The 25,227-nt window shown below is 61.1% G+C and carries 22 protein-coding genes and 1 riboswitch; of the genes, 12 read left to right on the top strand and 10 right to left on the bottom strand.

Annotated elements, in window-relative coordinates; translation table 11 throughout:
* Positions 1 to 6: 6 nt before the first annotated feature.
* From ABEH28_RS05625 to ABEH28_RS05610, 4 genes are all read right to left on the bottom strand, one after another.
* Positions 7 to 972 (bottom strand): metal ABC transporter ATPase, encoded by a 966-nt coding sequence (locus tag ABEH28_RS05625; protein ID WP_192171124.1) that lies wholly within the window; start codon positions 970 to 972, stop codon positions 7 to 9.
* A 36-nt stretch (positions 973 to 1,008) separates the two neighbouring features.
* Positions 1,009 to 1,818, bottom strand: coding sequence for an aldo/keto reductase (locus tag ABEH28_RS05620; RefSeq protein WP_192171123.1), 810 nt, complete (start codon positions 1,816 to 1,818; stop codon positions 1,009 to 1,011).
* On the bottom strand, positions 1,815 to 2,990 hold the full coding sequence (locus ABEH28_RS05615; protein WP_192171122.1) for an FAD-dependent oxidoreductase: 1,176 nt from the start codon (positions 2,988 to 2,990) through the stop codon (positions 1,815 to 1,817). Before ABEH28_RS05615 ends, ABEH28_RS05620 begins: the two co-directional genes overlap by 4 nt.
* A gap of 63 nt (positions 2,991 to 3,053) precedes the next feature.
* A complete protein-coding gene (locus tag ABEH28_RS05610) occupies positions 3,054 to 3,386 on the bottom strand; it encodes an SMR family transporter (RefSeq protein ID WP_133774590.1) in 333 nt (110 codons plus the stop codon).
* 171 nt (positions 3,387 to 3,557) lie between these two features.
* Between ABEH28_RS05610 and waaA the strand changes: the two genes are divergently transcribed.
* The gene (gene waaA / locus ABEH28_RS05605; protein ID WP_192171121.1) at positions 3,558 to 4,832 is read left to right on the top strand and encodes a lipid IV(A) 3-deoxy-D-manno-octulosonic acid transferase; all 1,275 of its coding nucleotides are present in this window, start codon (positions 3,558 to 3,560) and stop codon (positions 4,830 to 4,832) included.
* A gap of 91 nt (positions 4,833 to 4,923) precedes the next feature.
* On the opposite strand, the gene ABEH28_RS05600 is transcribed toward waaA, so the two are convergent.
* A complete protein-coding gene (locus ABEH28_RS05600) occupies positions 4,924 to 6,363 on the bottom strand; it encodes a TolC family outer membrane protein (protein ID WP_192171120.1) in 1,440 nt (479 codons plus the stop codon).
* Between the two features lie 182 nt (positions 6,364 to 6,545).
* Positions 6,546 to 6,650, top strand: a riboswitch (TPP riboswitch).
* 171 nt (positions 6,651 to 6,821) lie between these two features.
* Here ABEH28_RS05600 and thiC point away from each other — a divergent pair.
* Both thiC and cytX read left to right on the top strand, forming a co-directional pair.
* Entirely contained in the window at positions 6,822 to 8,738 is a 1,917-nt protein-coding gene (gene thiC / locus ABEH28_RS05595) for a phosphomethylpyrimidine synthase ThiC (protein WP_346629349.1), read from the top strand.
* Between the two features lie 135 nt (positions 8,739 to 8,873).
* Positions 8,874 to 10,205, top strand: coding sequence for a putative hydroxymethylpyrimidine transporter CytX (gene cytX, locus ABEH28_RS05590; RefSeq protein WP_346629348.1), 1,332 nt, complete (start codon positions 8,874 to 8,876; stop codon positions 10,203 to 10,205).
* Positions 10,206 to 10,258: 53 nt separating this feature from the next.
* Here cytX and ABEH28_RS05585 read toward each other — a convergent pair whose 3' ends face one another.
* From ABEH28_RS05585 to ABEH28_RS05570, 4 genes are all read right to left on the bottom strand, one after another.
* Positions 10,259 to 10,885 (bottom strand): GAD-like domain-containing protein, encoded by a 627-nt coding sequence (locus ABEH28_RS05585; RefSeq protein WP_346629347.1) that lies wholly within the window; start codon positions 10,883 to 10,885, stop codon positions 10,259 to 10,261.
* A gap of 90 nt (positions 10,886 to 10,975) precedes the next feature.
* Positions 10,976 to 11,602, bottom strand: coding sequence for a GAD-like domain-containing protein (locus ABEH28_RS05580; RefSeq protein ID WP_192171116.1), 627 nt, complete (start codon positions 11,600 to 11,602; stop codon positions 10,976 to 10,978).
* Positions 11,603 to 11,610: 8 nt separating this feature from the next.
* Positions 11,611 to 12,969 (bottom strand): DUF6861 domain-containing protein, encoded by a 1,359-nt coding sequence (locus ABEH28_RS05575; protein ID WP_346629346.1) that lies wholly within the window; start codon positions 12,967 to 12,969, stop codon positions 11,611 to 11,613.
* A 249-nt stretch (positions 12,970 to 13,218) separates the two neighbouring features.
* Positions 13,219 to 13,965 carry an RsiV family protein gene (locus tag ABEH28_RS05570; protein ID WP_192171114.1) on the bottom strand — a complete coding sequence of 249 codons (747 nt, stop codon included), beginning with the start codon at positions 13,963 to 13,965 and terminating at the stop codon, positions 13,219 to 13,221.
* Between the two features lie 219 nt (positions 13,966 to 14,184).
* On the opposite strand from ABEH28_RS05570, the gene ABEH28_RS05565 reads away from it, so the two are divergent.
* From ABEH28_RS05565 to ABEH28_RS05525, 9 genes are all read left to right on the top strand, one after another.
* A complete protein-coding gene (locus ABEH28_RS05565; RefSeq protein WP_192171113.1) occupies positions 14,185 to 14,802 on the top strand; it encodes an NUDIX domain-containing protein in 618 nt (205 codons plus the stop codon).
* A complete protein-coding gene (locus tag ABEH28_RS05560; RefSeq protein WP_065987826.1) occupies positions 14,793 to 15,245 on the top strand; it encodes a DUF1249 domain-containing protein in 453 nt (150 codons plus the stop codon). Before ABEH28_RS05565 ends, ABEH28_RS05560 begins: the two co-directional genes overlap by 10 nt.
* A 121-nt stretch (positions 15,246 to 15,366) precedes the next feature.
* On the top strand, positions 15,367 to 16,176 hold the full coding sequence (gene cpdA / locus ABEH28_RS05555) for a 3',5'-cyclic-AMP phosphodiesterase (protein WP_346629345.1): 810 nt from the start codon (positions 15,367 to 15,369) through the stop codon (positions 16,174 to 16,176).
* Between the two features lie 143 nt (positions 16,177 to 16,319).
* Positions 16,320 to 16,937: a YqiA/YcfP family alpha/beta fold hydrolase gene (locus tag ABEH28_RS05550; RefSeq protein WP_346629344.1), complete on the top strand. Its 618-nt coding sequence runs from the start codon at positions 16,320 to 16,322 to the stop codon at positions 16,935 to 16,937.
* A 90-nt stretch (positions 16,938 to 17,027) separates the two neighbouring features.
* Entirely contained in the window at positions 17,028 to 18,932 is a 1,905-nt protein-coding gene (gene parE, locus ABEH28_RS05545; RefSeq protein WP_282367687.1) for a DNA topoisomerase IV subunit B, read from the top strand.
* The gene (locus ABEH28_RS05540; protein WP_346629343.1) at positions 18,932 to 19,909 is read left to right on the top strand and encodes an esterase-like activity of phytase family protein; all 978 of its coding nucleotides are present in this window, start codon (positions 18,932 to 18,934) and stop codon (positions 19,907 to 19,909) included. The genes parE and ABEH28_RS05540 overlap by 1 nt, the downstream gene beginning before the upstream one ends.
* A gap of 35 nt (positions 19,910 to 19,944) precedes the next feature.
* On the top strand, positions 19,945 to 20,427 hold the full coding sequence (locus ABEH28_RS05535; RefSeq protein WP_192171474.1) for a TIGR02281 family clan AA aspartic protease: 483 nt from the start codon (positions 19,945 to 19,947) through the stop codon (positions 20,425 to 20,427).
* Between the two features lie 10 nt (positions 20,428 to 20,437).
* The gene (gene parC, locus ABEH28_RS05530) at positions 20,438 to 22,705 is read left to right on the top strand and encodes a DNA topoisomerase IV subunit A (protein WP_192171107.1); all 2,268 of its coding nucleotides are present in this window, start codon (positions 20,438 to 20,440) and stop codon (positions 22,703 to 22,705) included.
* 180 nt (positions 22,706 to 22,885) lie between these two features.
* Positions 22,886 to 23,593, top strand: a complete 708-nt coding sequence (locus ABEH28_RS05525; protein WP_282367692.1) for a PqiC family protein — start codon at positions 22,886 to 22,888, stop codon at positions 23,591 to 23,593.
* Between the two features lie 55 nt (positions 23,594 to 23,648).
* Here the strand turns inward: ABEH28_RS05525 and ABEH28_RS05520 are convergent, their stop codons facing one another.
* The gene (locus ABEH28_RS05520) at positions 23,649 to 25,178 is read right to left on the bottom strand and encodes a histidine kinase (protein WP_282367694.1); all 1,530 of its coding nucleotides are present in this window, start codon (positions 25,176 to 25,178) and stop codon (positions 23,649 to 23,651) included.
* Between the last annotated feature and the right edge of the window lie 49 nt (positions 25,179 to 25,227).

The raw sequence follows: 25,227 nt of genomic DNA, 5'->3' as shown, positions 1-25,227 counted from the left end.
GGCGGCCTACTTGTGCAGGCCGCTGCGCACCAGCCTGACCAGCCGCCTCGCTTTGATCCGCAGCTTGGTCAGACCTGATTTGGGCTTTTTCTTCGGCGTCAGGCCCTGCTGCACCAGCCAGTCCTTCCAGCGAATCCGCTCCTCGCGTACCACCCAGCCTTCTTGTGGGGCAAAGCTCTCGGCCAGATAAAGGCCGCGCGTACCGGCGGGCGAAAGCTTGTCTTTCTTCAGGGTGTACAGCTCGGGCAGGGGCGAGCCGTTTTCCAGCGGCATCAGGTACAGATCCGGCTTGCTGCGATTGAGGCGCGCCACCAGCTCGTTGTTCTCCAGGCTTTCATCGACGTGGAACAGGCTCAGCGGGCGAGCCTCTTTCGGCACTTCAAGGCGCATGTCGTAGATCAGTTGCAACGACGCCGTCGGCAAATGCACGTAAGCGCGGGGCCGCTCAATCAGGGTCAGGCTGCCGCAACGTACAGGGCGTGCCGCGCCGGAAAGCGGCGTGAGGCGAAAGGGCATCGCTTCGCGGTAATGCAACGCTGCCGCGTAGGGCGCTGGCAGCCAAGTGTCGTTGAAACGTCCGCCGAGCCAGCCTTGGGGCGTCTCGATCAGGCATTCCTCGGCGACTTCCTGAACCGCCGTGTGCAACGGCAGGTTGAGTTCGTGGGCGGGAACGTAGCCGGAGATCAGCTTGAGCACCACATCGCCACGGTCCTGACGGCGCTGGCGAACCAGCACCCAGTAATCGCGGTTCTGCCAGCGCAGGGTCAGGCGCACCGAGACACCGAGATTGGCCAGTTCGGTGGAAAACCGTTCGCTGTCCTCCACGTCGATCTTGCGACGCCGTGCCAGGGTCTGGGTGAAATTCAGCGGCATCCCGATGCTCTGGTAGGTCAGGCTTTCCGGGGTGGCTTCGACAAATAACGGCAGGGTCTTGAAGTTGCTGGGGTTCTTTCGGATCAGGGTTCGCGGCATATCGGCTCCTTCTTGCGTTGGGGTCGGCCGTTTGTCTCAGGGCTGACGACGGATCACGGCAGCGGCGGTTGCCACGTTATGGGCCAGATGCAGCGGATTGATGGTGCCGACGATAGCACCGGTGACGCCGGGATGTTCAAACAGCAGCTCGAAACTGGCACGCACAGGATCGACACCGGGGCTCAGGCAAACGTGCCCGCTGGCCAGCGCTTTTTTGACCAGCACCCCTTTGCCGTGTGCAGCAGCGTAGTCGAGGACCGGCTTTTCGCCCTGTTCGTTGAGGTTGTACGTGACCATCGCGCAGTCGCCGTCCTCCAGCGCCAGCAGACCGCCTTCGACGGTCTTGCCGGAGAACCCGAACCCGCGAATCTTGCCTTCTCGCTTGAGCTCGGCCAGGGTCTGGTAGACGGCGCAGTCGTTGAGCACGTGCAGATCGTTGCCGTCGGAATGCACCAGCACCAGATCGATGAAGTCGGTTTCCAGGCGCTGCAGGCTGCGCTCCACGGACAGGCGCGTGTGGGCGGCGCTGAAATCGTGCCGTGACTGGCCCGCTTCGAATTCTTCGCCGACCTTGCTGACGATCACCCAGTCCTTGCGCTGCCCGCGTAACAGCGGGCCGAGGCGCTCTTCGCTGCGACCGTACGCCGGGGCGGTGTCGATCAGGTTGATGCCCAGATCCCGCGCCAGCTTCAGCAACATCTGCGCTTCGACGTCGTCGGGAATGGTGAAGCCGTTGGGGTACTTCACGCCCTGATCGCGGCCCAGCTTTACCGTGCCCAGGCCCAAGGGTGAGACGTTGATGCCGAGGCTGCCGAGCGGCCGATGCAGATCGTGCAGGGTCTTCATGGCAGCAGTTGATCCCAGACAGGAATGGCGAGGGGCGGCTTGGGGAAGTCGGTGTGCGGTGGTTGCGGTGTGGGGTGAATGTCATCCCGGGACAGCGAGGCCAGCACGCGATCGGCGAAGTCGGGGGCCAGCGCCAGTTTGGTGGGCCAGCCGACCAGCAAGCGCCCCTGCACGTCGACAAAGGCGTTGTCCGGGCGCACCAGACCGCTTTGCTGCGGCTCGGCGCGGTCCACGCGCAAGGTGGCGAACTGCGCCTGGCTGAGATCCACCCAGGGCAGCAGATTGGCGAGCTCTTTTTTCGCGGCAGCGATCTGCTCGGCGGGGTCGCGGGCAACGCCTTCGGCTTCGGCAATGTCGCCGCCCAGGTACCAGACCCACTGGCCGTCAGCCGCCGGGTGCGTCGTGACGGTGATGCGCGGTTTCGGCCCGCCGCCCAGGCAGTGGGCGTACAGCGGTTTGAGCGTCGGGCCTTTGACCAGCACCATGTGCAGCGGGCGGCGTTGCATGGCCGGCTGGCTGACGTTCAGCGCCTTGAGCAGATCAGCCATGCCTTCACCGGCGCTGAGCACCACTCGCTGCGCATGGATCTCGCGGCCGTCGACGCGCAGACCGACCAGTTCGCCGTCACTGCGCAGCGGCTGGATGTCCTGGCCGGCAAGCAGACTGTCGCCCGCCAGCTCCGCCAGTTTTTTCACCAGACTGGGAATGTCGATGACCAGCTCGGCCAGGCGGTACACCTTGCCCTTGAAGCGCGGATCCTGGAGCGCAGGCGGCAGGTCGCTGCCCTTGACCTGATCAACACGCCCGCGCACGGCCTTGCTGGCGAAGAAGCTGGTGAGGTTGCCGGCGAGGGTGCCGGGCGACCACAGGTAATGGGCTTCCGACAGCAGGCGTACGCCTGAGAGGTTCAGCTCGCCTTTGCCGGCGAGCGCTTCGCGCCAGCGACGTGGCATGTCGGCGATCGCTTCGGAGGCACCGGACAGCGCGCCGTGCAGGGCGTATTTAGCGCCGCCGTGGATGATCCCCTGGGATTTGAGTGTCTGGCCGCCACCCAGGCTGGCCTTTTCCACCACCACCGTCGAAAAGCCCTGATGCCGCAGCCGCGCATTGAGCCAGAGACCGGCAACGCCCGCGCCGACAATCAGGACGTCAGTGGAAATAGCAGATGACATGGGCACCTCAAATGGCGAAACGAATGCCGGCATTATAGGGGAAGGCACTTTTCAGTAACCCCCTTAATGACCGGCCGTCTTCGAGAACAGCTGGATGACCACGACGCCCGCGACGATCAGGCCCATGCCGGCGATGGCGGGCAAGTCCAGTTTCTGGCCGTAAATAAACAGCGCCGCGATGCTGACCATGACGATGCCCATGCCCGCCCACACGGCGTATGCCACGCCGACCGGGATGGTGCGCACCACCAGCGTGAGCATCCAGAACGCAATGGCGTAGCCGACGATTACCAACAGCAGTGGAATCGGCGTGCTCAGGCCTTTGACGGCTTTCATGGACACAGTGCCGATGACCTCGGCACAGATGGCGATGGCCAGCAGGTAGTACGCAGACATGATGTAGCTCCTTTTCAATGGCCGTCATTAAAGCGGCTTACCCGGTACTGAACAACCGGCGCCTTTCGGGCTGGCGGGCTGGCGGGAGGGCGGCTGGCGAAATGCGCCGGGCAAGATATGTGCGAAGCTCCATGGAAATCTGACAGCGTTTGGCTGATAAACTCCGCGCCCATGAATAGAACCCTCTACAGCATCCTGTTCCACCTCGGCCTCCCATTGATCGCCCTGCGCTTGTGGCTGCGTTCGCGCAAGGCGCCGGCCTACGCGAAACGGGTCGGCGAGCGCTTCGCCATGGGCTTGCCCGCCATGCAGCGCGGCGGAATCTGGGTGCATGCCGTGTCGGTGGGCGAGAGCATCGCCGCCGCGCCGATGATTCGCGCCTTGCTGGCCCGCTATCCGCAATTGCCGATCACCATCACCTGCATGACGCCGACCGGCTCCGAGCGCATTCAGTCGCTGTTCGCCAACGAGCCGCGCGTTCAGCATTGCTATTTGCCCTATGACTTTCCGTGGGCAGCCGGGCGTTTTCTCGATCACATCCAGCCGAAGATCGGCGTGATCATGGAAACCGAGCTGTGGCCCAATCACATTCATCAGTGTGCGAAGCGCGGCATTGCGACGGTGCTGGCGAACGCGCGGTTGTCAGAGCGTTCCGCTCGCGGCTACGGACGCTTCGCCGGGCTGACTCGGCCGATGCTGGCAGAGATGAGCCTGATTGCCGTGCAGACCGAAACCGAGGCCCAGCGCTTTCGTGACCTGGGCGCTCGGCCCGAGTGCGTCACCGTGACGGGCTCGATCAAGTTCGACCTGACCATTGATCCGCAATTGCTGGAGCGTGCCGCTCAGCAGCGTGAGCAATGGCAGACCTTGCAGCGTCCGGTGTGGATTGCCGCCAGTACCCACGCGGGCGAAGACGAGGTGGTGTTGGCGGCCCATCGCACGGTAATGGAAACCCATCCCGGCGCGCTGTTGATCCTCGTGCCCCGTCACCCCGAGCGGTTCAATGGCGTGTTTGAGCTGAGTCAGCAGCAAGGATTCGCCAGCGTTCGTCGTTCGACGGCCGAGCCGGTAACGCCGGAGACCTCGGTTCTGGTGGGCGACACCATGGGGGAGCTGCTGTTTCTGTATGCGCTGGCCGACATCGCCTTTGTCGGCGGCAGCCTGGTGCCCAACGGTGGCCATAACCTGCTGGAGCCTGCGGCGCTGGATAAGCCCGTTCTCAGCGGCCCGCACCTGTTCAACTTCCTCGAAATCGCCACGATGCTGCGTAATGCCGGCGCGTTGGAGGAGGTCAGTGACTCGGCCGCACTGGCCGCTGCAGTGCGAGGGTTGATCGACCATCCCGAGAAAGCAAAGGCGATGGCCGATGCCGGATTGGCCGTGATGAAGGCCAATCAGGGGGCGTTGCAGAGGTTGCTGGATGGGATTGGGCGGTTGTTGGGCTGATTGCGCCTGAAACGCCGCCTTCGTGAGCAAGGTGGAGCGCCACACCGGTCACTCCCACAAGTGCAGTAATAGCTACGCGACCGCGCGACATTCACCGCTCCGTCGGCCGCTCAAAATTCTTCGCCGCTTCTTTCGCCAGATCCGGCGGCAGGAAGTCTTTGTCAGGGTTGTAGTCGGCCTTCAGGAAGCGCGAAAGATCCTGCAGATCGCCCGGGCTCAGCGTGCCGGCAGCCTGCTTCAGGCGCAGGTTGTCGAGGATGTAGTCGTAACGCGTGTTGTTGTAGTCGCGCACCGACGCATACAGCTGACGCTGTGCATCGAGCACGTCGACGATGTTGCGCGTCCCCACTTGATAACCGATTTCCGTGGCTTCCAGCGCGCTCTGGTTGGAGATGATTGACTGCTTGCGCGCCTGCACCTGCTCGACATCGGTGTTCACCGCGCGGTGCAGGTTGCGGGTGTTTTCCACCACCTGGCGGCGCAGTCCTTCACGCTGCTGCTCGCTCTGACCGAGACGAGCGTAAGCCTCGCGGACCTGGGAGCTGGTCAGCCCACCGCTGTAAATCGGGATGTTCACCTGCAGGCCGATGGTGCGTTGCTCGACGCTGCCGTGAAAGCTCTGACCGGTGTAATTGGGGTTGGTGAAACCCAGTGGGTCGTTGTCGCCTTTCTCGTACTGCGCCACCGCATCGACCGTGGGTGCGTGGCCCGCCTTGCGCTGACGCAAAGTCTCTTCAGCGGCGCTGACGGCGTAGTTGCTGGCCAGCAAATTCAGGTTTTGCTGGGTTGCCGTGTCGACCCAGGCTTTCGCATCGTTGGGCGTCGGTGCGAGCACTGGCAGGGTGTGCACGATGCCTTCAATGGAGTTGTAGTCGCGGTTGGTCAGGGTGATCAGCGCCTGAAAGGCATCGTCCACCTGGCGCTTGGCAACGATCCGCGCAGCGCGGGCGGTGTCGTAACTGGCTTGGGCCTGCAGCACGTCGGTCTTGTCCGACAGGCCGACGTCGAAGCGTTCATTGGCCTGATCGAGCTGGCGCTTGAACGCCGCTTCCTCTGCCTTGGTCGAGGCCAGATTGTCCTGTGCGCGGAGCACCGCAAAATAGTCTTCGGCGCTTTGCAGAATCAGGTTCTGCTCGGTGGCCGAGAGCTGCAGGATCGCCTGCTCGTTGACGTCCTTCGCAGCCTTGAGCTGGAACCAGCGGTCGGCACGGAAGATCGGCTGACTCAAGGTCGCGCGATAAACTGTGCCGCTGCGGCTGATGACGGCGGAGGGTTGGTCAATCGAGGTGCGGGTGTCATTGATGTCGGCGCCACCGGAGATGTTCGGCAACAGACCGGCGCGTGCCTGAGGCACGATTTCCTTTTGCGCGTCATAGCTGGCGCGGGCTGCCGCGAGATCGGCGTTATTGTTGACCGCTTCCTGATACACACTGACCAAACCGGTCCTGGTCGGCAGCGGCATGTCTGCTGCCCCGGCCATCGCATTCGAAGCACACGACACGGCAATGGCCAGTGAAAGTTTGCGCAGCATAGACATTCCCTAGTAATTCAAGCGGTATGAAGACGGTGACGTTGCGTCTGATCCAGATGGCTTTGGCGACGCGTAGCGAGTGTAGTTCCAGCGGGTAGGGACAACAATCGGGCAAATCAGCCATTTAACGCGCGTTTGAATTCCGCGCTTGGCGTTTGGCCTGCGCCGCGACTAGACTGACGCCGTTCTTGTCGGGGTGCCTTGATATGAGGCTGAGATCGGATAATCCGGATCCCGTTGAACCTGATCAGGTTAGCGCCTGCGTAGGGAACAAGATTTCTCGTCTCCCGGCGAGTCCTCTTGAGTGTCGTCCGGGGTCGTCTTTGTTCATTTTCTGAACAGTCCGCGCCTTTCGATTCTCAGCATCCATGCCGTCTCAGGGTGCATCCGTCCGTGTCCATCAGGCTCAAACTCCGACAATTCATTCCGCTGCTGGATGATGTCCTGGAGAGCCCGTGATGAGTACAACACTAAAAAACGCCAATCTGAGTGAATCCGCCCAAGTCGATTCGGGGTCGGTTCAACCGTTTACCCGCTCGCAGAAAATCTACGTTCAGGGCTCGCGTCCGGACATCCGCGTGCCCATGCGCGAGATCAGCCTGGACGTCACGCCGACGGCCTTCTCTGAAACAAAGAGCTCTGGAACAAACATCGGCGGCGAGATCAACGCACCGGTCTGCGTGTACGACACCTCCGGCCCGTACACTGACCCCAACGTCATCATCGACGTGCGCAAAGGACTGGCCGACGTGCGCTCGCCGTGGATCGAGTCCCGTGCCGACACCGAACGCCTGCCGGGGCTGACCTCGAACTTCGGTCAGCAGCGCCTGGCCGATGCCGAACTGACCCGGCTGCGTTTCGCCCATGTGCGCAATCCGCGTCGGGCAAAGGCGGGCGCCAACGTCAGCCAGATGCACTACGCGCGTCAGGGCATCATCACCGCCGAGATGGAATACGTCGCCATCCGCGAGAACATGAAGCTACAGGAGGCCCGCGCCGCTGGTCTGCTCACCCAGCAGCACCCCGGCCACAGCTTCGGTGCGAGCATTCCGAAAGAGATCACCCCTGAGTTCGTGCGCGAGGAAATCGCCCGCGGTCGCGCGATCATCCCCGCCAACATCAACCACGTTGAGCTCGAGCCGATGATTATCGGGCGCAACTTTCTGGTGAAGATCAACGGCAACATCGGCAACAGCGCGCTGGGTTCGTCCATCGAAGAAGAAGTGGCGAAACTGACCTGGGGCATTCGCTGGGGTTCGGACACGGTCATGGACCTGTCCACCGGCAAGCACATTCACGAAACCCGCGAGTGGATCATCCGCAATTCGCCGGTGCCCATCGGCACCGTGCCGATCTATCAGGCGCTGGAAAAGGTCGGTGGCGCGGCCGAGGACCTGACGTGGGAGCTGTTCCGCGACACGCTGATCGAGCAGGCGGAGCAGGGCGTCGACTATTTCACCATTCACGCTGGTGTACTGCTGCGTTACGTGCCGCTGACCGCCAAGCGCGTGACCGGGATCGTCAGCCGTGGCGGTTCGATCATGGCCAAATGGTGCCTGGCCCATCACAAGGAAAACTTCCTCTACACCCATTTCGACGACATCTGCGAAATCATGAAGGCCTATGACGTCAGCTTCTCCCTGGGCGACGGCCTGCGTCCGGGGTCGATCGCCGACGCCAACGACGAAGCGCAGTTCGGCGAGCTGGAGACCCTCGGCGAGCTGACCAAGATCGCCTGGAAACACGACGTGCAATGCATGATCGAAGGCCCGGGCCACGTGCCGATGCAGTTGATCAAAGAGAACATGGACAAGCAGCTGGAGTGCTGCGACGAGGCGCCGTTCTATACGCTCGGCCCGCTGACCACCGACATCGCACCGGGTTACGACCACATCACGTCGGGCATTGGCGCGGCCATGATCGGCTGGTTTGGCTGCGCGATGCTCTGCTACGTCACGCCCAAGGAACACTTGGGATTGCCGAACAAGGACGACGTCAAGACCGGGATTATTACCTACAAGATCGCCGCCCACGCAGCGGATCTCGCGAAGGGTCATCCCGGTGCGCAGATTCGCGATAACGCACTGAGCAAGGCGCGGTTTGAATTTCGCTGGGAAGACCAGTTCAACCTGGGACTGGACCCGGACACCGCGCGCGCCTACCACGACGAGACCCTGCCGAAAGACTCCGCCAAGGTCGCGCATTTCTGCTCCATGTGCGGGCCGAAATTCTGCTCGATGAAGATCACCCAGGAAGTGCGCGAGTACGCCGCCAACCAGAAGATCAGTGCGGTGGACGTGTCGGTGGACGAAGGCATGCGCGAGCAGGCCGAGCGGTTCAGGCAGGAAGGCAGTCAGCTTTATAAGAAAGTCTGAGCGGCAAGCGGCAAGTCACAAGCTGCAAGGAAAAGCAGGCCGCGATCGTTCCCACGCTCTGCGTGGTAATGCCGCCCCTGACGCTCTGCGTCACTCAGGACGCAGAGCATCCAGGTATGCGTGCCCACGCAGAGCATGGGTACGATCAACCATAAGTTTCAGCGAGACACAAAAGTGAACACACCCGGCACCTATTCACCCGACGCCCCCGTGCCCGCTGCCAAGCGGGTTTTTGGCGGGCGCGATCTGTTCTCTCTGTGGTTTTCCCTCGGCATCGGCCTCATGGTCCTGCAGACCGGCGCGTTGCTTGCGCCGGGATTGGGCATGTCCGGCTCGATGCTGGCGATCCTGCTCGGCACACTGGTGGGCGTTTTGCTGCTCGCCGCGGTTGGCGTGATTGGCAGTGACACCGGCCTGTCATCGATGGCGGCGCTCAAGCTCAGCCTCGGCAGCAAAGGCGCAGGCGTTCCGGCGATTCTCAATCTGCTGCAACTGGTGGGCTGGGGCTCGTTCGAAATCATCGTCATGCGCGACGCCGCCAGCCTGTTGGGCGCGGGCGCCTTTTCCGAAGGCAGCCTCTGGGCCAGCCCGATGCTCTGGACAATCGTCTTCGGTGCCCTCGCGACCTTGCTGGCGGTGAGTGGCCCTTTGGCCTTCGTTCGGCAAATCCTGCGCAAATGGGGCATCTGGCTGCTCTTGGCCGCGTGCGCCTGGCTGACGTTCAATCTGTTCAGCAAGGCTGATTTGACGGCCCTGTGGTCGCGGACGGGAGATGGCTCGATGCCGTTTGCCGTGGGTTTCGATATTGCTATCGCGATGCCGCTGTCGTGGCTGCCGCTGATTGCGGACTACTCGCGGTTCGGCAAGCGCGCCGCCGGCGTGTTCGGCGGCACAGCGCTGGGCTTCTTCATCGGCAATTTCTGGCTGATGTCCCTTGGCGTGGCGTACACCCTGGCCTTCGCGCCGAGTGGTGAAGCCAATGCGCTGTTGCTGGCGCTCGCGGGTGCGGGGATGGGCATTCCGTTGTTGCTGATCCTGCTGGACGAATCGGAAAACGCGTTCGCCGACATTCACTCCGCTGCCGTGTCGAGCGGCCTTCTGCTGAAGGCCAAAGTCGAGCACCTGGCGCTGGCCATTGGCGTCATCTGCACACTGATCGCCTGCTTCGCGCCGCTGGCGCAGTACCAGAACTTCCTGCTGATGATCGCTTCCGTGTTTGCACCGCTATTCGGCGTCGTGCTGGTGGATCACTTCATCCTGCGCCGCCGCCGTCAGGGCATCGCGACAGCGGGCTTGCGCTCGATGACGCTACTGGCCTGGATCGGCGGGATCTGCACTTACCATCTGCTGGCGAACCTGTATCCGGACATCGGCGCGACGCTGCCAGCGCTCGTTGTGGCGGGTGTGTTGCAGTGGGTATTGGCCCGCGGACAGGCGCCTGCATTCGGGGTCGATGTGCGGCATTAACTCAGCGGGCTGGGCCTGGAATAGAAAAACCAGGCTCAATGCCGGCGGGCGACTCAAAGCGAGTCGAGGTCCGGGAATCCCCAATCCGTCAGCGGTGCGAGCTGGGACAGGAAAGTGAGGTGCTCGATGGTTTTGACCTTCTGTAGATGCTTTAGATCGGCGGGGCCGCCGAGGGCGAGGGCTGGGACGAAGCCGTACATTTCATCGGGCTTTAGCGGGCCGAGTTTTTTTAAAGCTTGTTGGAAGAGGTCGTCAAGATCATTGGACTCCCGATCTCGACTTGCAAAAAATAGCGCGATTTCGTCGTCGAACTCATCGCTTCGCACCACCTCTTGGGTTTTATGAAAGCGTGCGTAAGGGGCCGTTACGTCCAGCCAATTCCCAGTCTTCTCATGCCAAAGATAAAGATCGCCGAAAGCACTTCTGGCGATGGTGTGATAAAAGCCGGCATCGGGTATTCCCGAATCATCCAGCCATGCACGAACCAGTTCCTGGTACTCCTCTGGATTAACGGTCCAGAACAGCCCCTCGGCATAGCCGCTCCAGCCATATTCGCGCCACTGTTTCAGTAGTTGTTCGGGGAGCTTATCTGCGTATTTGTTCAGCGAAGAGAGAGGTACCTCTCTTTGCCCCGAAGCTGGCCCCAGCTTCTCGAGGAAATACTCGTAATATTCTTCCATGTGATATCGCTCGTCTGGGTGCAGATGGCTCTAGGCTGACTCGCTGTCGTAATCCTGAGTCAAGGCTTAAGCCCATGTCTTGTGGGGTGATCAAAGGGTATCGAGATCCGGAAATCCCCAGTCCGTCAGCGGTGAAAGCTGGGACAAGAAGGTCAAATGCTCGATTGTTTTAATCCGCTGCAGATGCCTCAAATCGGCTGTGCCGCCGAGTGCGAGAGCAGGGACGAAGCCGTACATTTCGTCGGGTTGTAGTGGACCAAGTGTTTTCAGTGCCCCCTGGAAGAGCCCTTCAAAATCGTTGTTCTCTGGCTTTTTTGCCGCGAAGAAGGATTCCACGCTGATGTCTGGGTCGCGAGTTTGCGAATTAGCTTTGCTGTACAAATAACGTGCGTACGCTGCGCAAATCGTCAGTCGACTCCCTGTCTTCTCTTGCCACAAATACAAGTCACCAAAAGCGCTTCTCGCGATAACGTGAAATGTACAAGGCTCTTCAATTCCCGAATGCTCCAGCCAATCGGCGATCAGCGTAGCGTACTCGGAAGGGTTAACCGTCCAGAATATGCCGTTACCGTAACCGCTCCAACCGTACCTTGCCCAATGAGAAATCAACATTGATGGAAGTTTATCTTTGTATTTTTCAACGGTAGAGAGAGGCACTTCTCTTCGGTGGGTAGATGGTCCCATTCTTTTTAGAAAGTAAGCAAAGTAATCTTCCATATGACCTCCTATTTACAGCGAATTAGCGTCGCGTTTACTTTAATAGTGTGTCGATTCGCCGCGCTAACACTCATCACAGCTTGGTCTAATCTGTCTATGCGACCACGCCACTGAGCTCCGATACTTGAATTAACTCCCCTATCCCCGAAGTCCGATATGACGTCCTTTCCACCTGCGAACAAATCCGGGTTGTGAAGAGCTGCTAGCGTGCGCATTTTTTCATTGGCCAGTCTCTCTGCTTCGCTGCTTGCTTGTTCGAGGGGCATTCCTTGAGCTCTCAGCTCGTTCATCAGATCGTCTATAAGCCTGTCACTCAGTTGCATGCGCGCCTGTTTCCCCACCCTCGGATCCCTAACCTTATCCCCAGCCTTGAACGCCTCCCGCCCCCGCAAATACTCATCCACGGTCAGATCATTCAGCCCTCGTTCCTGCCCCACCAGTTGCCGGTCGAACTCGGGAATTTTGCTGTAGTGCAGGTTGCTCGCGTTAAAGCATGGCACCTTGTATTCCGGCATGCCCAGCGGTTTCTTCACGCCTGGCTCATCGGTTTCCCGATGCGTGCCGGGCGGCGCTTCCGGTGTCATCGGGTCCGCCGTTCGAGGCTGGGCGGGCTGTAGACCAGGGTGCTTTTTCAGCCCCTCTTCATGCTTGACCATCCACTGCGCCAGCCGCGCGCCTTTGCTGCTGGCGCGCATCTGACCGGCGAGTAGCGCCATGTTGCCGCGCCCTCGGGTCAGGTACTCAACCACCGCGCCGAGCAGCAGGATCACCACTTCCGTGTGCCCGCGGGCGATGTGGTGGGCCGCTTGGTCGACCACCCACGGGTCGTCCTGTGAAATCGGGTTTAGCCCATCGTTGCCTTGGGCCCCGTCCCAAGCGACCTGGATACCGCGCACGTAGTGGTCCAGCAGCGCAGGCAGGCCTTTTACGAAAAACTCGGCGACCGATGCCAGCCCAAGCACGCCGAGAATCCAGCTGCTGGCTTGCAACCCGATCGCCATTCCAGCGAATGCGCCGGGCCCCGCGCCTATGCCTCCCGCCAGAGCGCCGACCCCCGCACCCATCGCGCCTCCGGCCAGGACGCTCCCCACAATGATCATCGCCATGTCGCCGACGACGCCTATCAGATCAAACAGCACTTCGGATATGTCGAGGTCTGCGAATCGCTGTCGCAGTAATGCGCTGGCTTCAAATTCGGCGCGGTAAAAAGCAGTTCTGATGTTGTCGACACGACGCAATACAAGTTCGATCGAAAGCGCCTGTTCATTCAGATAACTTCTGAAGTGACCTTGGCCTCTGCTGTTGATTTCATCTCTTAGCCGGTCTTCAATATCAAACCATGACGGCAGGATATTCCATAAGCGCATCCCGTCTCCCTGACAGTTCCAAAAAGTTCAGGGCGGAACTTAATGATTAAGTCAGGATTGCGTCAATAAACAAGAAGTTTAATATTCGAGAGGTCGGGAAGTGTATGTGTTTAAAGTATTAATTTGCGGGTGGGAAAGTGTATGTAGGAAGTGGCGAGGTATAAGAGTTATTTGAATGAGGCGTTTGCAAGAGAGGGCGTTACAAGATAAAGCCGGCGCCTTTTCGAGCGCCGGCCCAGGTTCTACCGATCAGCTCCGACCCGGAAACAGCTCAGGCTTGATGATGCCGTTCAGCTGCGGGTACGGAATCTTCAGCTCGATGTGGCCCATGGCGTAGGGGGCGATGGTTGTCACCGGGTACTTGAGAATCACCGCACCGTACGTCAGAGCAATGTTGGAAGTTTGCTTGAAAGGCCACATGTTCTGGAACTCGGTGTCCTTGTCCAGCTTGCTGCTGATCAGCCAGGCCTGATGCGCCAAGCGGGCCTTGTCCCAGAATGCAGCTTCCTGACCCGGGATCAGCATGTCGGCTAGTGTCAGCACGCGCTGCTGCTGGCGGGAATAGTTGATGAACGCCCGCCCCGGATTGCCCTGACCAGTGCCTGAATCAACGTAGCTGGACAGCTCGACGACCACGATTCCGTCATGCTGCTCACGTACTTTGGCCTGCAGGTAGCTGCTGTTGCGCGCCGGCGCGCGGCTCAGGTATTGCTCCTGATACGCCTTCAGCGTTGGCGGCACCGGACCATCGCTGTCGCTGCGGGTCAGTTGCAGCAGGGTGCGCTGGACGATCTCGTCAAGTTTCGGCTCATCGGGGAAATGCACGGTGTCGATGTTTACCAGCGGGCAATCATCGGTGGTGCAGCCGGGCTTGATCAGCTCGGAGGCGTCACGCTGAACGGTCAGCGGACTGCGCAGGTTGGGTTGGAACAGGCTTTGGCAGGCGCCCAAAATCAGGGCCACGCAGGCCAGTGAAATGATCTTCAGAAAAGACATGTTGATCCTTGGCATCGGCATAAGGGGGCGTCACGTGGGAGGTAACGGCAACGTCCTTCGACTGTAGGTGGCGCAATCAGTTCGCCATCGGGCGGATTAGAGTGCTTTCCCCGGCAGTCGTCTACCCCGGTGACCGGTTTTGCGAACTCAAAGGGCTGCATCCCGCACCACAGCGCGTTAGGATGGGCCCGGACACAGTGCTCAAGCAGTGAGAAATCTATGACGGATAGCAACAGATCGACGCCGACGAATTACGAAATTAAACACCGTGAGACCTGCTTCAAAGGGTTTTACCAGCTCGACCGTCTTCAGTTGCGCCACGAATTGTTCGCGGGCGGCATGGGCCCGGAAATCAAGCGCGAACTGTTCGTTCGCCACGATGCGGTCTGCGTGCTGCCCTACGACGCGAAACGCGATGAAGTCGTGCTCATCGAGCAGTTCCGCGTCGGCGTCATCGGCAAGCATGAAAACCCCTGGCTTATCGAAATGGTCGCCGGACTGATCGATAAAAAAGAGGAGCCCGAGGAGGTTGCTCACCGCGAGGGACAAGAGGAAGCTGGGCTGACGTTCAACGCCCTTTGGCCGATCACCAAATACTTTCCATCGCCGGGCGGCAGCAACGAGTTTGTGCATCTGTACCTGGGCAAATGCGACAGCGAGGGGGCAGGTGGGCTGCACGGGCTGGTAGAAGAAGCCGAGGACATCCGGGTTTCGGTCTGGTCATTCGACGACGCGATGCAAGCCGTCAAAGACGGGCGCATCGTTAACGCCGCAACTATTATTGCAATGCAATGGCTGGCGCTCAATCGCGCCGAAGTAAGGGGGCTATGGTCGTGAATCTTCTGCGCGAGCGCTACCGTGTCGACCTCGCCGGGCTGCAAGCCGCCTGCGAGGCGAACTACGCGCGCTTGATGCGTTTGCTGCCCGATATGCGCAATCAACAACGCTCCCGCCGGGTCGCCGTGACCCAGGGCGACCAGATGCTGGGCGTGCTGGCGGTCGAGGTCATCCTCGATTGCCCGTACACCACCACGCTGCAAGTGCGCCAGGAACACAGCCTGCCGTGGCTGCCGGTGCCCGTGCTCGAAGTGCAGGTCTACCACGACGCCCGCATGGCCGAAGTCATCGGCGCCGAACATGCACGCCGCTTTCAGGGCATCTATCCCTATCCCAACGCCGACATGCACCAGCCCGATGAAAAGGCCCAGCTCAACGTGTTTCTGGGTGAATGGCTGAGCCATTGCCTGGCCTGCGGGCATGAGTTTGAGGCGGTTCGCTGAGACGGCGCGACGCTGCGGCCGGACGTTCTGTGCGCAGATGAGAACCAGGCCCTCTTTCCAGGTTTGCCGCCGCATCAATCTCACACCATAATCCGGCCACATCCGCTCAAGGAGATGGCCATTGTCGAGCGCATCCTCTCATTCCTCATCCGTGTTGGTCGTTCAACTGACCGACAGTCATCTGTTCGCCGAAGCCGACGGCGCGCTGCTGGGCATGCCCACGCGGGCCAGTCTGGATGCGGTGGTCGAGCTTGTGCTGAGCGAGCAGCCGGCGATCGATCTGGTGCTGGCTACCGGTGACTTGTCTCAGGACGGCACGGTCGAGTCGTATCAAGCGTTTCGCGACGCGAGTGACCGCCTGAATGCGCCCGCGCGCTGGATTCCGGGGAATCACGACGAGCTGAGGGAGATGGGGATTGCTGCGCAGAACAGCGACTTTCTCGAACCTGTCGTCGATGTCGGCGGTTGGCGGATCACGATGCTGGATTCCGCTGTTTCCGGGTCTGTCCCCGGCTATCTGCAAGACGGTCAGCTTCAATTGCTCGCTCAGGCCTTGAGCGAAGCGCCGGAGCGGCACCATCTGGTGTGTCTGCATCATCATCCGGTGCCAATCGGGGCGGAGTGGATGGCGCCCATTGGTTTGCGCAATCCCGAGGCGCTGTTCGCTGTGCTGGAGCGTTTTCCCCAGGTGCGTGCGGTGCTCTGGGGTCATGTGCATCAGGAGTTCGATCAGCTTCGCGACGGCGTGCGGCTAATGGCTTCGCCTTCAACCTGCATCCAGTTCGCGCCGAACAGCGTGGATTTCGGGCTCGACGACCTTGCGCCCGGCTATCGCTGGCTGCGTCTTCACAATGATGGCCGGATCGAAACCGGTGTTTCACGCATCGCCCCCGACCTGTTCGACGTCGACATCAACGGCGCGGGCTATTGAAAGACATTTCCTTGATGTGCAGCGATTCATCAACAGGCGAGTCTTTACGCAGTTGACCCTGTAAACTGCGTGGCTTTGCCCTGATGAGCGCCGACAGGCCAGCCCGTCCGGGATGTATCGATTGCCGTTTGGGAGGCAACTGCGTGGACCAGGATCAATCGACGCTTCTTTATATTCATGGTTTGAACAGCTCGGCCAGGTCGCAGAAAGCCACACAGCTGACGACGCTGATGGCGCGTTTGGGTTTGAGCGAATACGTGCGGGTGCCCGAGCTGCATGATCATCCGCGGCAGGCGCTGGTTCAGTTGGAGGCCGCGATCGAGGAGCTCGGTCGGCCGCTGCTGGTCGGCAGCTCGCTCGGCGGCTACTATGCGACTCACCTGGCTGAGCGCTACGGCCTCAAGGCTGTGCTGATCAACCCGGCGGTCAATCCGCATCAGCTCTTCGATGGTTTTCTCGGCACCCAACAAAACCTTTATACCGGCGAGAGCTGGGAGCTGACGCACGACCACGTGACGGCGCTGGCCGAGCTGGAAGTGCCTGCTCCACAGGATCCGCAGCGTATTCAGGTGTGGCTGCAAACGGGCGACGAAACGCTGGATTACCGCCGCGCCCAGAGCTTCTATCGGGCCTGTGCATTGCGCATCGAAGCAGGCGGCGATCACGGCTTTCAGGGCTTCGCTGCAAAAATACCAGCGCTGTTGAGCTTTGCCGGGTTCGCCCCCGCATTGCTCCAGGGCGTTGATCTGAGCGGGCTCTGACCTGAGCCATTGCTGCAACAAATATGTAGAACAGTCTTGTAAAACCAGTGCTACTCCGAAATTTCATGAACGACTTGATGACGAGACCCCATGGCCAATCCCAGCGCTAGCTCTTATAACGCAGACGCCATCGAAGTCCTCTCGGGCCTCGACCCGGTTCGCAAACGGCCGGGCATGTACACCGACACCTCACGCCCCAACCACCTGGCGCAGGAAGTCATCGACAACAGTGTCGACGAAGCGCTGGCAGGCCACGCCCGATCCGTGCAGGTCATTCTGCACGCCGACAACTCGCTGGAAGTCTCCGACGATGGTCGCGGCATGCCCGTGGACATCCACCCGGAAGAGGGCGTGTCGGGCGTCGAGCTGATCCTCACCAAGCTCCACGCCGGCGGCAAGTTTTCCAACAAGAACTATCAGTTCTCAGGCGGTCTGCACGGCGTCGGGATTTCCGTGGTCAACGCGCTTTCTACCCAGGTTCGGGTGCGGGTCAAGCGCGATGGCAACGAATATGAAATGTCCTTCGCTGACGGCTACAAGGCCAGCGAACTGGCCGTGGTTGGCACCGTCGGCAAGCGCAACACCGGCACCAGCGTGTACTTCGCGCCGGACCCCAAATACTTCGACACCCCGAAATTCTCGGTCAGCCGCCTCAAGCACGTGCTCAAGGCCAAGGCCGTTCTGTGCCCAGGCCTGCTGGTCAGTTTCGAAGACAAAGGCACCGGCGAGAAAGTCGAGTGGCATTACGAGGACGGCCTGCGCTCGTACCTGCAGGACTCGGTGGTCGATTTCCTGCGTCTGCCGGACGAGCCGTTCTGCGGCGTGTTCGCGGGCAACAAAGAGGCCGTCGACTGGGCGCTGCTGTGGTTGCCCGAGGGCGGCGACAGCGTTCAGGAAAGCTACGTCAACTTGATCCCCACCGCCCAGGGCGGCACCCACGTCAACGGGCTGCGTCAGGGCCTGCTGGACGCGATGCGTGACTTCTGTGAGTTCCGTAATCTGCTGCCGCGCGGCGTGAAGCTGGCACCCGAAGACGTCTGGGAGCGCATCGCTTTCGTGCTGTCGATGAAGATGCAGGAGCCACAATTCTCCGGCCAGACCAAAGAGCGGCTGTCGTCCCGCGAGGCGGCGGCGTTCGTCTCCGGTGTGGTCAAGGATGCTTTCAGCCTGTGGCTCAATGCGCACCCGGAAATGGGCATGCAACTGGCTGAACTGGCGATCAGCAACGCCGGTCGTCGTCTGAAGGCGAGCAAGAAGGTCGAGCGCAAACGCATCACGTCAGGCCCGGCACTGCCGGGCAAGCTGGCGGATTGCGCGGGTCAGGATCCGATGCGCTCCGAGCTGTTCCTGGTCGAAGGTGACTCCGCTGGCGGCTCCGCCAAACAGGCGCGGGACAAGGAATTTCAGGCCATCCTGCCGTTGCGCGGGAAGATCCTGAACACTTGGGAAGTCGACGGCGGCGAAGTGCTTGCCAGCCAGGAAGTGCACAACATCGCCGTGGCGATCGGGGTCGACCCGGGGGCTGCAGACATCAGCCAGCTGCGGTACGGCAAAATCTGCATTCTGGCCGACGCCGACTCCGACGGCCTGCACATCGCGACGCTGCTGTGTGCCTTGTTCGTCCAGCATTTCCGCCCGCTGGTAGATGCCGGTCACGTCTACGTTGCCATGCCGCCGCTGTACCGCATCGACCTGGGCAAAGACATTTATTACGCACTGGACGAAGCCGAACGCGACGGCATTCTCGACCGACTCGTGGCGGAGAAGAAGCGCGGCAAGCCGCAGGTCACCCGATTCAAAGGCCTGGGTGAGATGAACCCGCCGCAGTTGCGCGAAACCACCATGGACCCGAACACCCGTCGACTGGTGCAGTTGACCCTGGATGACTTCACAGCCACGTCGGAAATGATGGACATGCTGCTGGCCAAGAAACGCGCGGGCGACCGCAAGAGCTGGCTCGAATCCAAAGGCAATCTGGCCGAGGTGCTGGTCTGATGCGGGGCTGGTTTGCAGCGCTGTTGTTGATCGCTTCGCCTGTTTTCGCTGCGCCATTGCCCGAGCTCAAGCTGCTGTCGGAGCATCCGGTGGATGACATGATAGGCGGCAACCTGTCCGGCCTTGCGTCCTGCAACGGCGTGCTGTGGACCGTTTCGGACCGCGACGACACCCTGCTTTATAGCCTCGACACCTCGGCAACGGTCTGGAAAGCCAAGGCACAGACACTGGAAGTCCCGCCGATCCCGGACAGCGGCTTGTCCGCTACCCTGCGCAGCATGGCCAAAGCCTCGGCGCTGATTCGTGGCGGTGATCTGGACTTTGAAGGTGTGAGTTGCGACGCAGCGGGCAACCGTTACCTCGTCAGCGAAGCCTATGCCGCCGTGCTGAAGGTGCCAGTCGAAGGCGCGCCGGTCTGGCTGGATCTGCCCAAAAAGGTCGTCGAGGAAGCGCAGTCGGCCGGGATGCTGCAGCATTTCAACGCCATCTTCGAAGGCATCGCGGTCAACCCGGCAGGCGATCAACTATGGCTCGCCGCCGAGCGTGACAAGCGTGGCCTGCTGACCGCCAGGCTTGGCAAGGACGGCTGGGCCTGTGATGCCAGTTGCATCCTGAGAGTCGACTCGGGCAATGACATTTTGCCGCCTGAGCTGGGTGGCAAGGCGGTCTCCAAGGACTATTCCGACATCTCGCTGTACAAGGGCAAGCTGTACACCCTGGAGCGCGCGGCTTACCGCATCTGCCGCCGGACGCTGGCGACAGGTCAGCTGGAAACCTGCTGGTCGTTCGCCAAAGAGGCGCTGCAGCCCAACCGGCTGTACGACCAGAAATACGGCCTGACCGAAGCGCTGATCGTTGACGAGAAAGGCGCGTGGGTCGGTACGGACAACAACTTCGGTGCCCGCGCCGATGGCGAAAAACGTCCCGTCGTCTGGCGCTTTGCCGCGCCCGAGGGTGGCTGGAGCGGCAAGCCTTGACCCAGGCACTTCCCGGCAAACGCGCCGGGCGGCTGATGATGATCATCGCCTGGGCGGCGGCGCTGTTTCTGGCAACGCGGTTTTTTGGCGAGTGGGAGCAGCGGCAGGAAAATCCGAATACCATCGTCGCCTCCGAACATGGGGACGGCTATGTCGAGGTGACACTGGCGAGCAATCGTGACGGGCATTTCGTCATGACCGGGCAAATCAATACCCGCCCCGTGCAGTTCATGCTCGACACCGGCGCGACCAATGTCGCCGTGCCGGAGAGCGTCGCGCAGACGCTGCGCCTTGAGCGCGGCGAGCGCGTTCAGGTGAGCACGGCCAACGGACGCACCGATGCATTCCGGACCACCCTGCAACGGTTGCAGATTGGCGACATCGTCCTGAACAACGTGCGCGCCCTGGTGGTGCCCGGTCTGGACGGTGAACAGGTACTGCTGGGCATGAGCGCCGTGAAACAACTCGAATTCACACAGCGCGGCGGCACATTGTTGCTGCGCCAGACGACAAAATGATGAGGCCCGCATGAGCGACTCCCTTGACCTCAGCCTGGATGGCGTAGAACGCCGATCGCTGGCTGACTTCACCGAACAGGCCTATCTCAACTATTCCATGTACGTGATCATGGACCGGGCGTTGCCGCATATCGGTGATGGCCTGAAGCCCGTGCAGCGACGCATCGTCTACGCGATGAGCGAGCTGGGCCTGGATGCTGACGCCAAGCACAAGAAGTCGGCACGCACCGTCGGTGACGTGCTCGGCAAGTTCCACCCCCACGGCGACTCGGCCTGCTACGAAGCCATGGTGCTGATGGCGCAGCCCTTCAGCTATCGCTACACGCTGGTCGACGGCCAGGGCAACTGGGGTGCGCCGGACGATCCCAAGTCATTCGCGGCCATGCGCTACACCGAAGCGCGTCTGTCGCGTTACTCCGAAGTGCTGCTTTCCGAACTGGGGCAGGGCACCGCGGACTGGGTGCCGAACTTTGACGGCACGCTGGACGAACCCGCTGTTTTGCCCGCGCGCCTGCCGAACATTCTGCTCAATGGCACCACCGGCATCGCCGTGGGCATGGCCACCGACGTACCGCCGCACAACCTGCGTGAAGTCGCGACAGCCTGTGTGCGTTTGCTCGATGAGCCCAAGGCAACGGTCGAACAGCTCTGTGAGCACATCCAGGGCCCGGACTACCCGACCGAAGCGGAAATCATCACGCCCCGCGCCGACCTGCTGAAAATGTACGAAACCGGCAAGGGCTCGGTGCGTATGCGCGCCGTGTACCACATCGAAGACGGCGACATCATTGTCACCGCGCTGCCGCATCAGGTGTCCGGTGCCAAGGTGCTGGAGCAGATCGCGGCGATGATGCAGGCCAAGCCGTCAAAGGCCCCGCAGATCGCTGACCTGCGTGACGAGTCCGACCACGAAAACCCGTGCCGGATCGTGATCATCCCGGGCGCCCGCAAGCATTTCGACCACGATGCGCTGATGCAGCACCTGTTCGCCAGCACCGACCTGGAGTCGAGCTATAGGGTCAACATCAACATCATTGGCCTGGACGGCAAGCCGCAGCTGAAAAACCTGCGCGCACTGCTGGTCGAATGGTTGGAGTTCCGGGTACAGACCGTGCGTCGCCGCCTGCAATTCCGCCTCGACAAGGTTGAGCGTCGCTTGCACCTGTTGGATGGTTTGTTGATCGCTTACCTCAACCTGGATGAAGTGATTCACATCATCCGCACCGAGGAACACCCGAAAGCCGCGCTGATCGCGCGTTTCGCCCTCAGCGAAATCCAGGCTGATTACATTCTCGACACCCGTTTGCGTCAGTTGGCGCGACTGGAAGAAATGAAGTTGCGTGCCGAGCAGGATGAATTGCTCAAGGAACAAGCCAAGCTGCAAGCCCTGTTGGGCAGCGAGGCCAAGCTGAAGAAACTGGTACGCACCGAGCTGATCAAGGATGCCGAAACCTATGGCGACGACCGTCGTTCGCCTATCGTCGAGCGTACCGAAGCCAAAGCCCTGACCGAACACGATCTGCTGCCGAACGAGAAGGTTACGGTCGTGTTGTCGGAAAAAGGCTGGGTTCGCTCCGCCAAAGGTCATGAAATCGACGCCACCGGGCTCTCTTACAAGGCCGGGGATGGCTTCAAGGCCCTGGCGCCGGGTCGTTCCAACCAGTTTGCGGTGTTTATCGACTCCACCGGTCGCAGTTATTCAGTGCCGTCGCACACCTTGCCATCGGCCCGTGGCCAAGGCGAACCGCTGACCGGTCGTCTGACGCCGCCGCCCGGTGCGACTTTCGAATGTGTGCTGATGCCGGAAGACGATTCGCTGTATGTGGTGGCGTCCGACGCCGGCTACGGTTTCGTGGTCAAGGGCGAAGACCTGCAGGCCAAGAACAAGGCCGGCAAGGCGTTGCTGAGTTTGCCGGCCGGGGCGAAGGTGATCCTGCCGCGTCCAGTGCCCGATCGCGAGCAGAACTGGCTCGCCGCCGTGACCACCGAAGGCCGCTTGCTGGTGTTCAAAATCAGCGATCTGCCGCAGCTGGGCAAGGGCAAAGGCAACAAGATCATTGGCATTCCGGGCGAGCGCGTTGCCAGTCGGGAAGAGTACGTGACTGATCTGGCCGTAGTTCCCGACGGCGCCACGCTGGTGCTGCAGGCGGGCAAGCGCAATCTGTCGCTCAAGCCTGACGATCTGGAGCACTACAAGGGCGAACGTGGACGACGGGGCAACAAACTGCCCCGTGGTTTCCAGCGCGTCGATGCGCTGTTGGTGGAAACCGCGGGCTAAAGCGGTTGGTTCGGCAGTCGCTCTTCGTTTCGTCACGAGAGCGACGCAGAATCGCTGGAGTCAACGCGCATATTCACGGATGATATGACGTCCTCTGGCGCCGCCATGGCGGAATGCCTTCATGTTTTCAAAGTATTTAACAGCGTGGACGCGTTACACGGCGTTCACTTGGAAGGGATGATGAATTTTCTACGTGTTCCCTGTGTGCTGTTGTTGACCGGCGTTCTGGGTTTGGCCGGTTGTAGCGTTCATCAGCCCACGTCGCTCTATCAGTTGGACAGCGGCGATCCTGGGCAACCGAAACATACCGGCGGGGTCGCCGTTTTACTGGGCCCTGTGGCGATTGCTGACTATCTGCAACGTGAAACATTATTACAGCGGCAACCGGACGGCAGCCTCAAGGCGTCCACCGACGGTCGCTGGGCGGGCAGTCTTTCTGCCGATATCGATCAACTGCTGCTGCGCCAGCTCGCCTGGAAGCTCGACAGTCAACGCGTGGTGATGGCGCCGGCCGCTGCCAACTTCACGCCGGATGTCCAGGTGGTGTTGTCCATCACCCGCCTGGATTCAGGCGAGAAGCAGCCGGCGGTACTGGATGCCCAGTGGCGCTTGCTCGATCGTCGCGGCAATGTGCGCGACAGCAAGCTGGTTCACCTGGAAGAACCCCATGCAGGCTCTTCAGCTGCGCAGGTCAAGGCTCAAGGGATTCTGCTGCAACGCCTGGCGGACAAGCTGAGCGTCGCGGTCAAGCCTATCGCCAGCCAGCCGTATGTGGCAGACGTGCCGAAGAAGGCCGCAACGCCGGCAAAAACCCGGACTGATCAGGACAAGCCAAAGATCCCGATGGCATCACCGATTCGCACCGATCTGGAAGTGTTCCGCTTCTAGACTCAGCGCCCACAAAAAAGCCCGCAGCGATGCGGGCTTTTTTTGTGGCTGACGCTTAGACCTTGCGCGCCTCGTGCATGCGCGCCAGTTGGCGCTCCAGCATTGACGGATACGGCTCCATCAGACGCTCCACGCAGCTGGCACCTTCGGGGCTCGCGATCGGGCGGATACGTGCACGCTGGCGAATGGTCGGGTCTTCGCTGATCTTGCGCTCCACCAGCAGCAGGTTGCGGCTGTGTTGCGACAGGGCCAGGGCATCCTGGGCGGTTTCGGTCAGCAGCAGATCGATCTGGTTCATGCCGTGCAAGCCTTCGCCCAGTGTCAGGCCCAGCTGCAGTTGCAAGGTGATGCCGCTGTCGGCGACTTCGATCTGCAACGCATGGCTCAACGCACGTAGCAACTCGCCACAGCAGATGGCGTTGGTCAGGTAGTCATCGCCGCTGTCCTGGGTGCTGAACACCATCAGCGAACTGCCGTCGTTCAGGGTGTGCAGCTCGCTGTCGTAGAGCGAAGCGGCCTGATCGATGCAGTCACGGTAGCGCTCGAGCAGCTCGGTCAGACGCGTGCGCGGCAGGCGGCGAAGTTGCTCCTGCGAACCCAGCTGCACGGCCAGCACAGCGCTGTACTGCGGCTGCGATGGAACGACCGGAAGGATCGGACGCGGCGCAGGCTTTGGCGCGGCGGGAGAGTGATCGCGAAGGTCCGCGAACGGATCCTCCTCGTCGTCTTCATCTTCCTCGGCGACAATACGTCGAGCCGGGATCACCGTCGCGCGTGGCTTGGGCGCGTCGTCGAAGTCAGGGTCGTTCAGGTCGCTGCTGTCAAACTCGGGGGAGGCGTCGTCTTCTTCCTCGACCTGTGCAGGCTCGGGAATGGGAGCCGGTTCCGGTTCTGGCGGCGCGTAGGAAGTCTTCAGCTGGCGCGCCAGATCGCCGATCTCGTCCTGACGATCAGTGGCCGGCGTGTACGGATCGATGTAGCGCAGCCACATGCGCAGTTGCAGCATCGGCGTGGAGATATGGCGCCCCAGGCGCAAGCTCAAGGCCAGCGCCAGTGCCAGCAGGATCCCGGCCAGAATCGCCATGCTCTGGAGGCTGATGGTCAGCGGCTGTTGAAACTGAGCCATGTCCAGGCTGATGCGCAGCGTGCCGGCGACCACGTCCTGGAAGGTGATCTTGATCTCGTAGAGACCTTCTGCCTCGCCCAGCAAGCCGTTTTTCGGACGCTGACCGGCTTCGGCAAGAATGCGGTTGTCGGGGCTATAAATAGCCGCGTGGGCCACCAGCGGGTTTTTCACCAGATTGCCCAGCAGCACGTTGAGGCTGAGGATGTCGTTGGACACCAGCAGTTCAGTGGCGGAGGTGGCGGTCTGCGTGGTCAGGGCTTGCCCCAATGCGTCGGCCTGTTCGTGCATGGCTTGCTTGAATTGCAAACCCATGACGCAGGCGTAGATCACCAGAGCCAGCGCGACGAGGATCACGTTATGGCTGGCGATGCGCAAAGCAATCGGTACACGTCGGTGACGCAATGCCCGGAAGATCAGCAAGAAGAAATTATCGGTTTTTACTGGCGTGGGCCGGTTCACTGAGCACGGCTCTCTTGGTGAAGTTGGGGCGCAGTATAGCGAGCGACCC

Source organism: Pseudomonas sp. Ps21-P2, from assembly GCF_039672565.1.
In the GTDB taxonomy this organism is placed as follows: Bacteria; Pseudomonadota; Gammaproteobacteria; order Pseudomonadales; family Pseudomonadaceae; genus Aquipseudomonas.
Note: the sequence above shows the minus strand (reverse complement) of the source record. Positions and strands in the feature narration are given on the sequence as shown.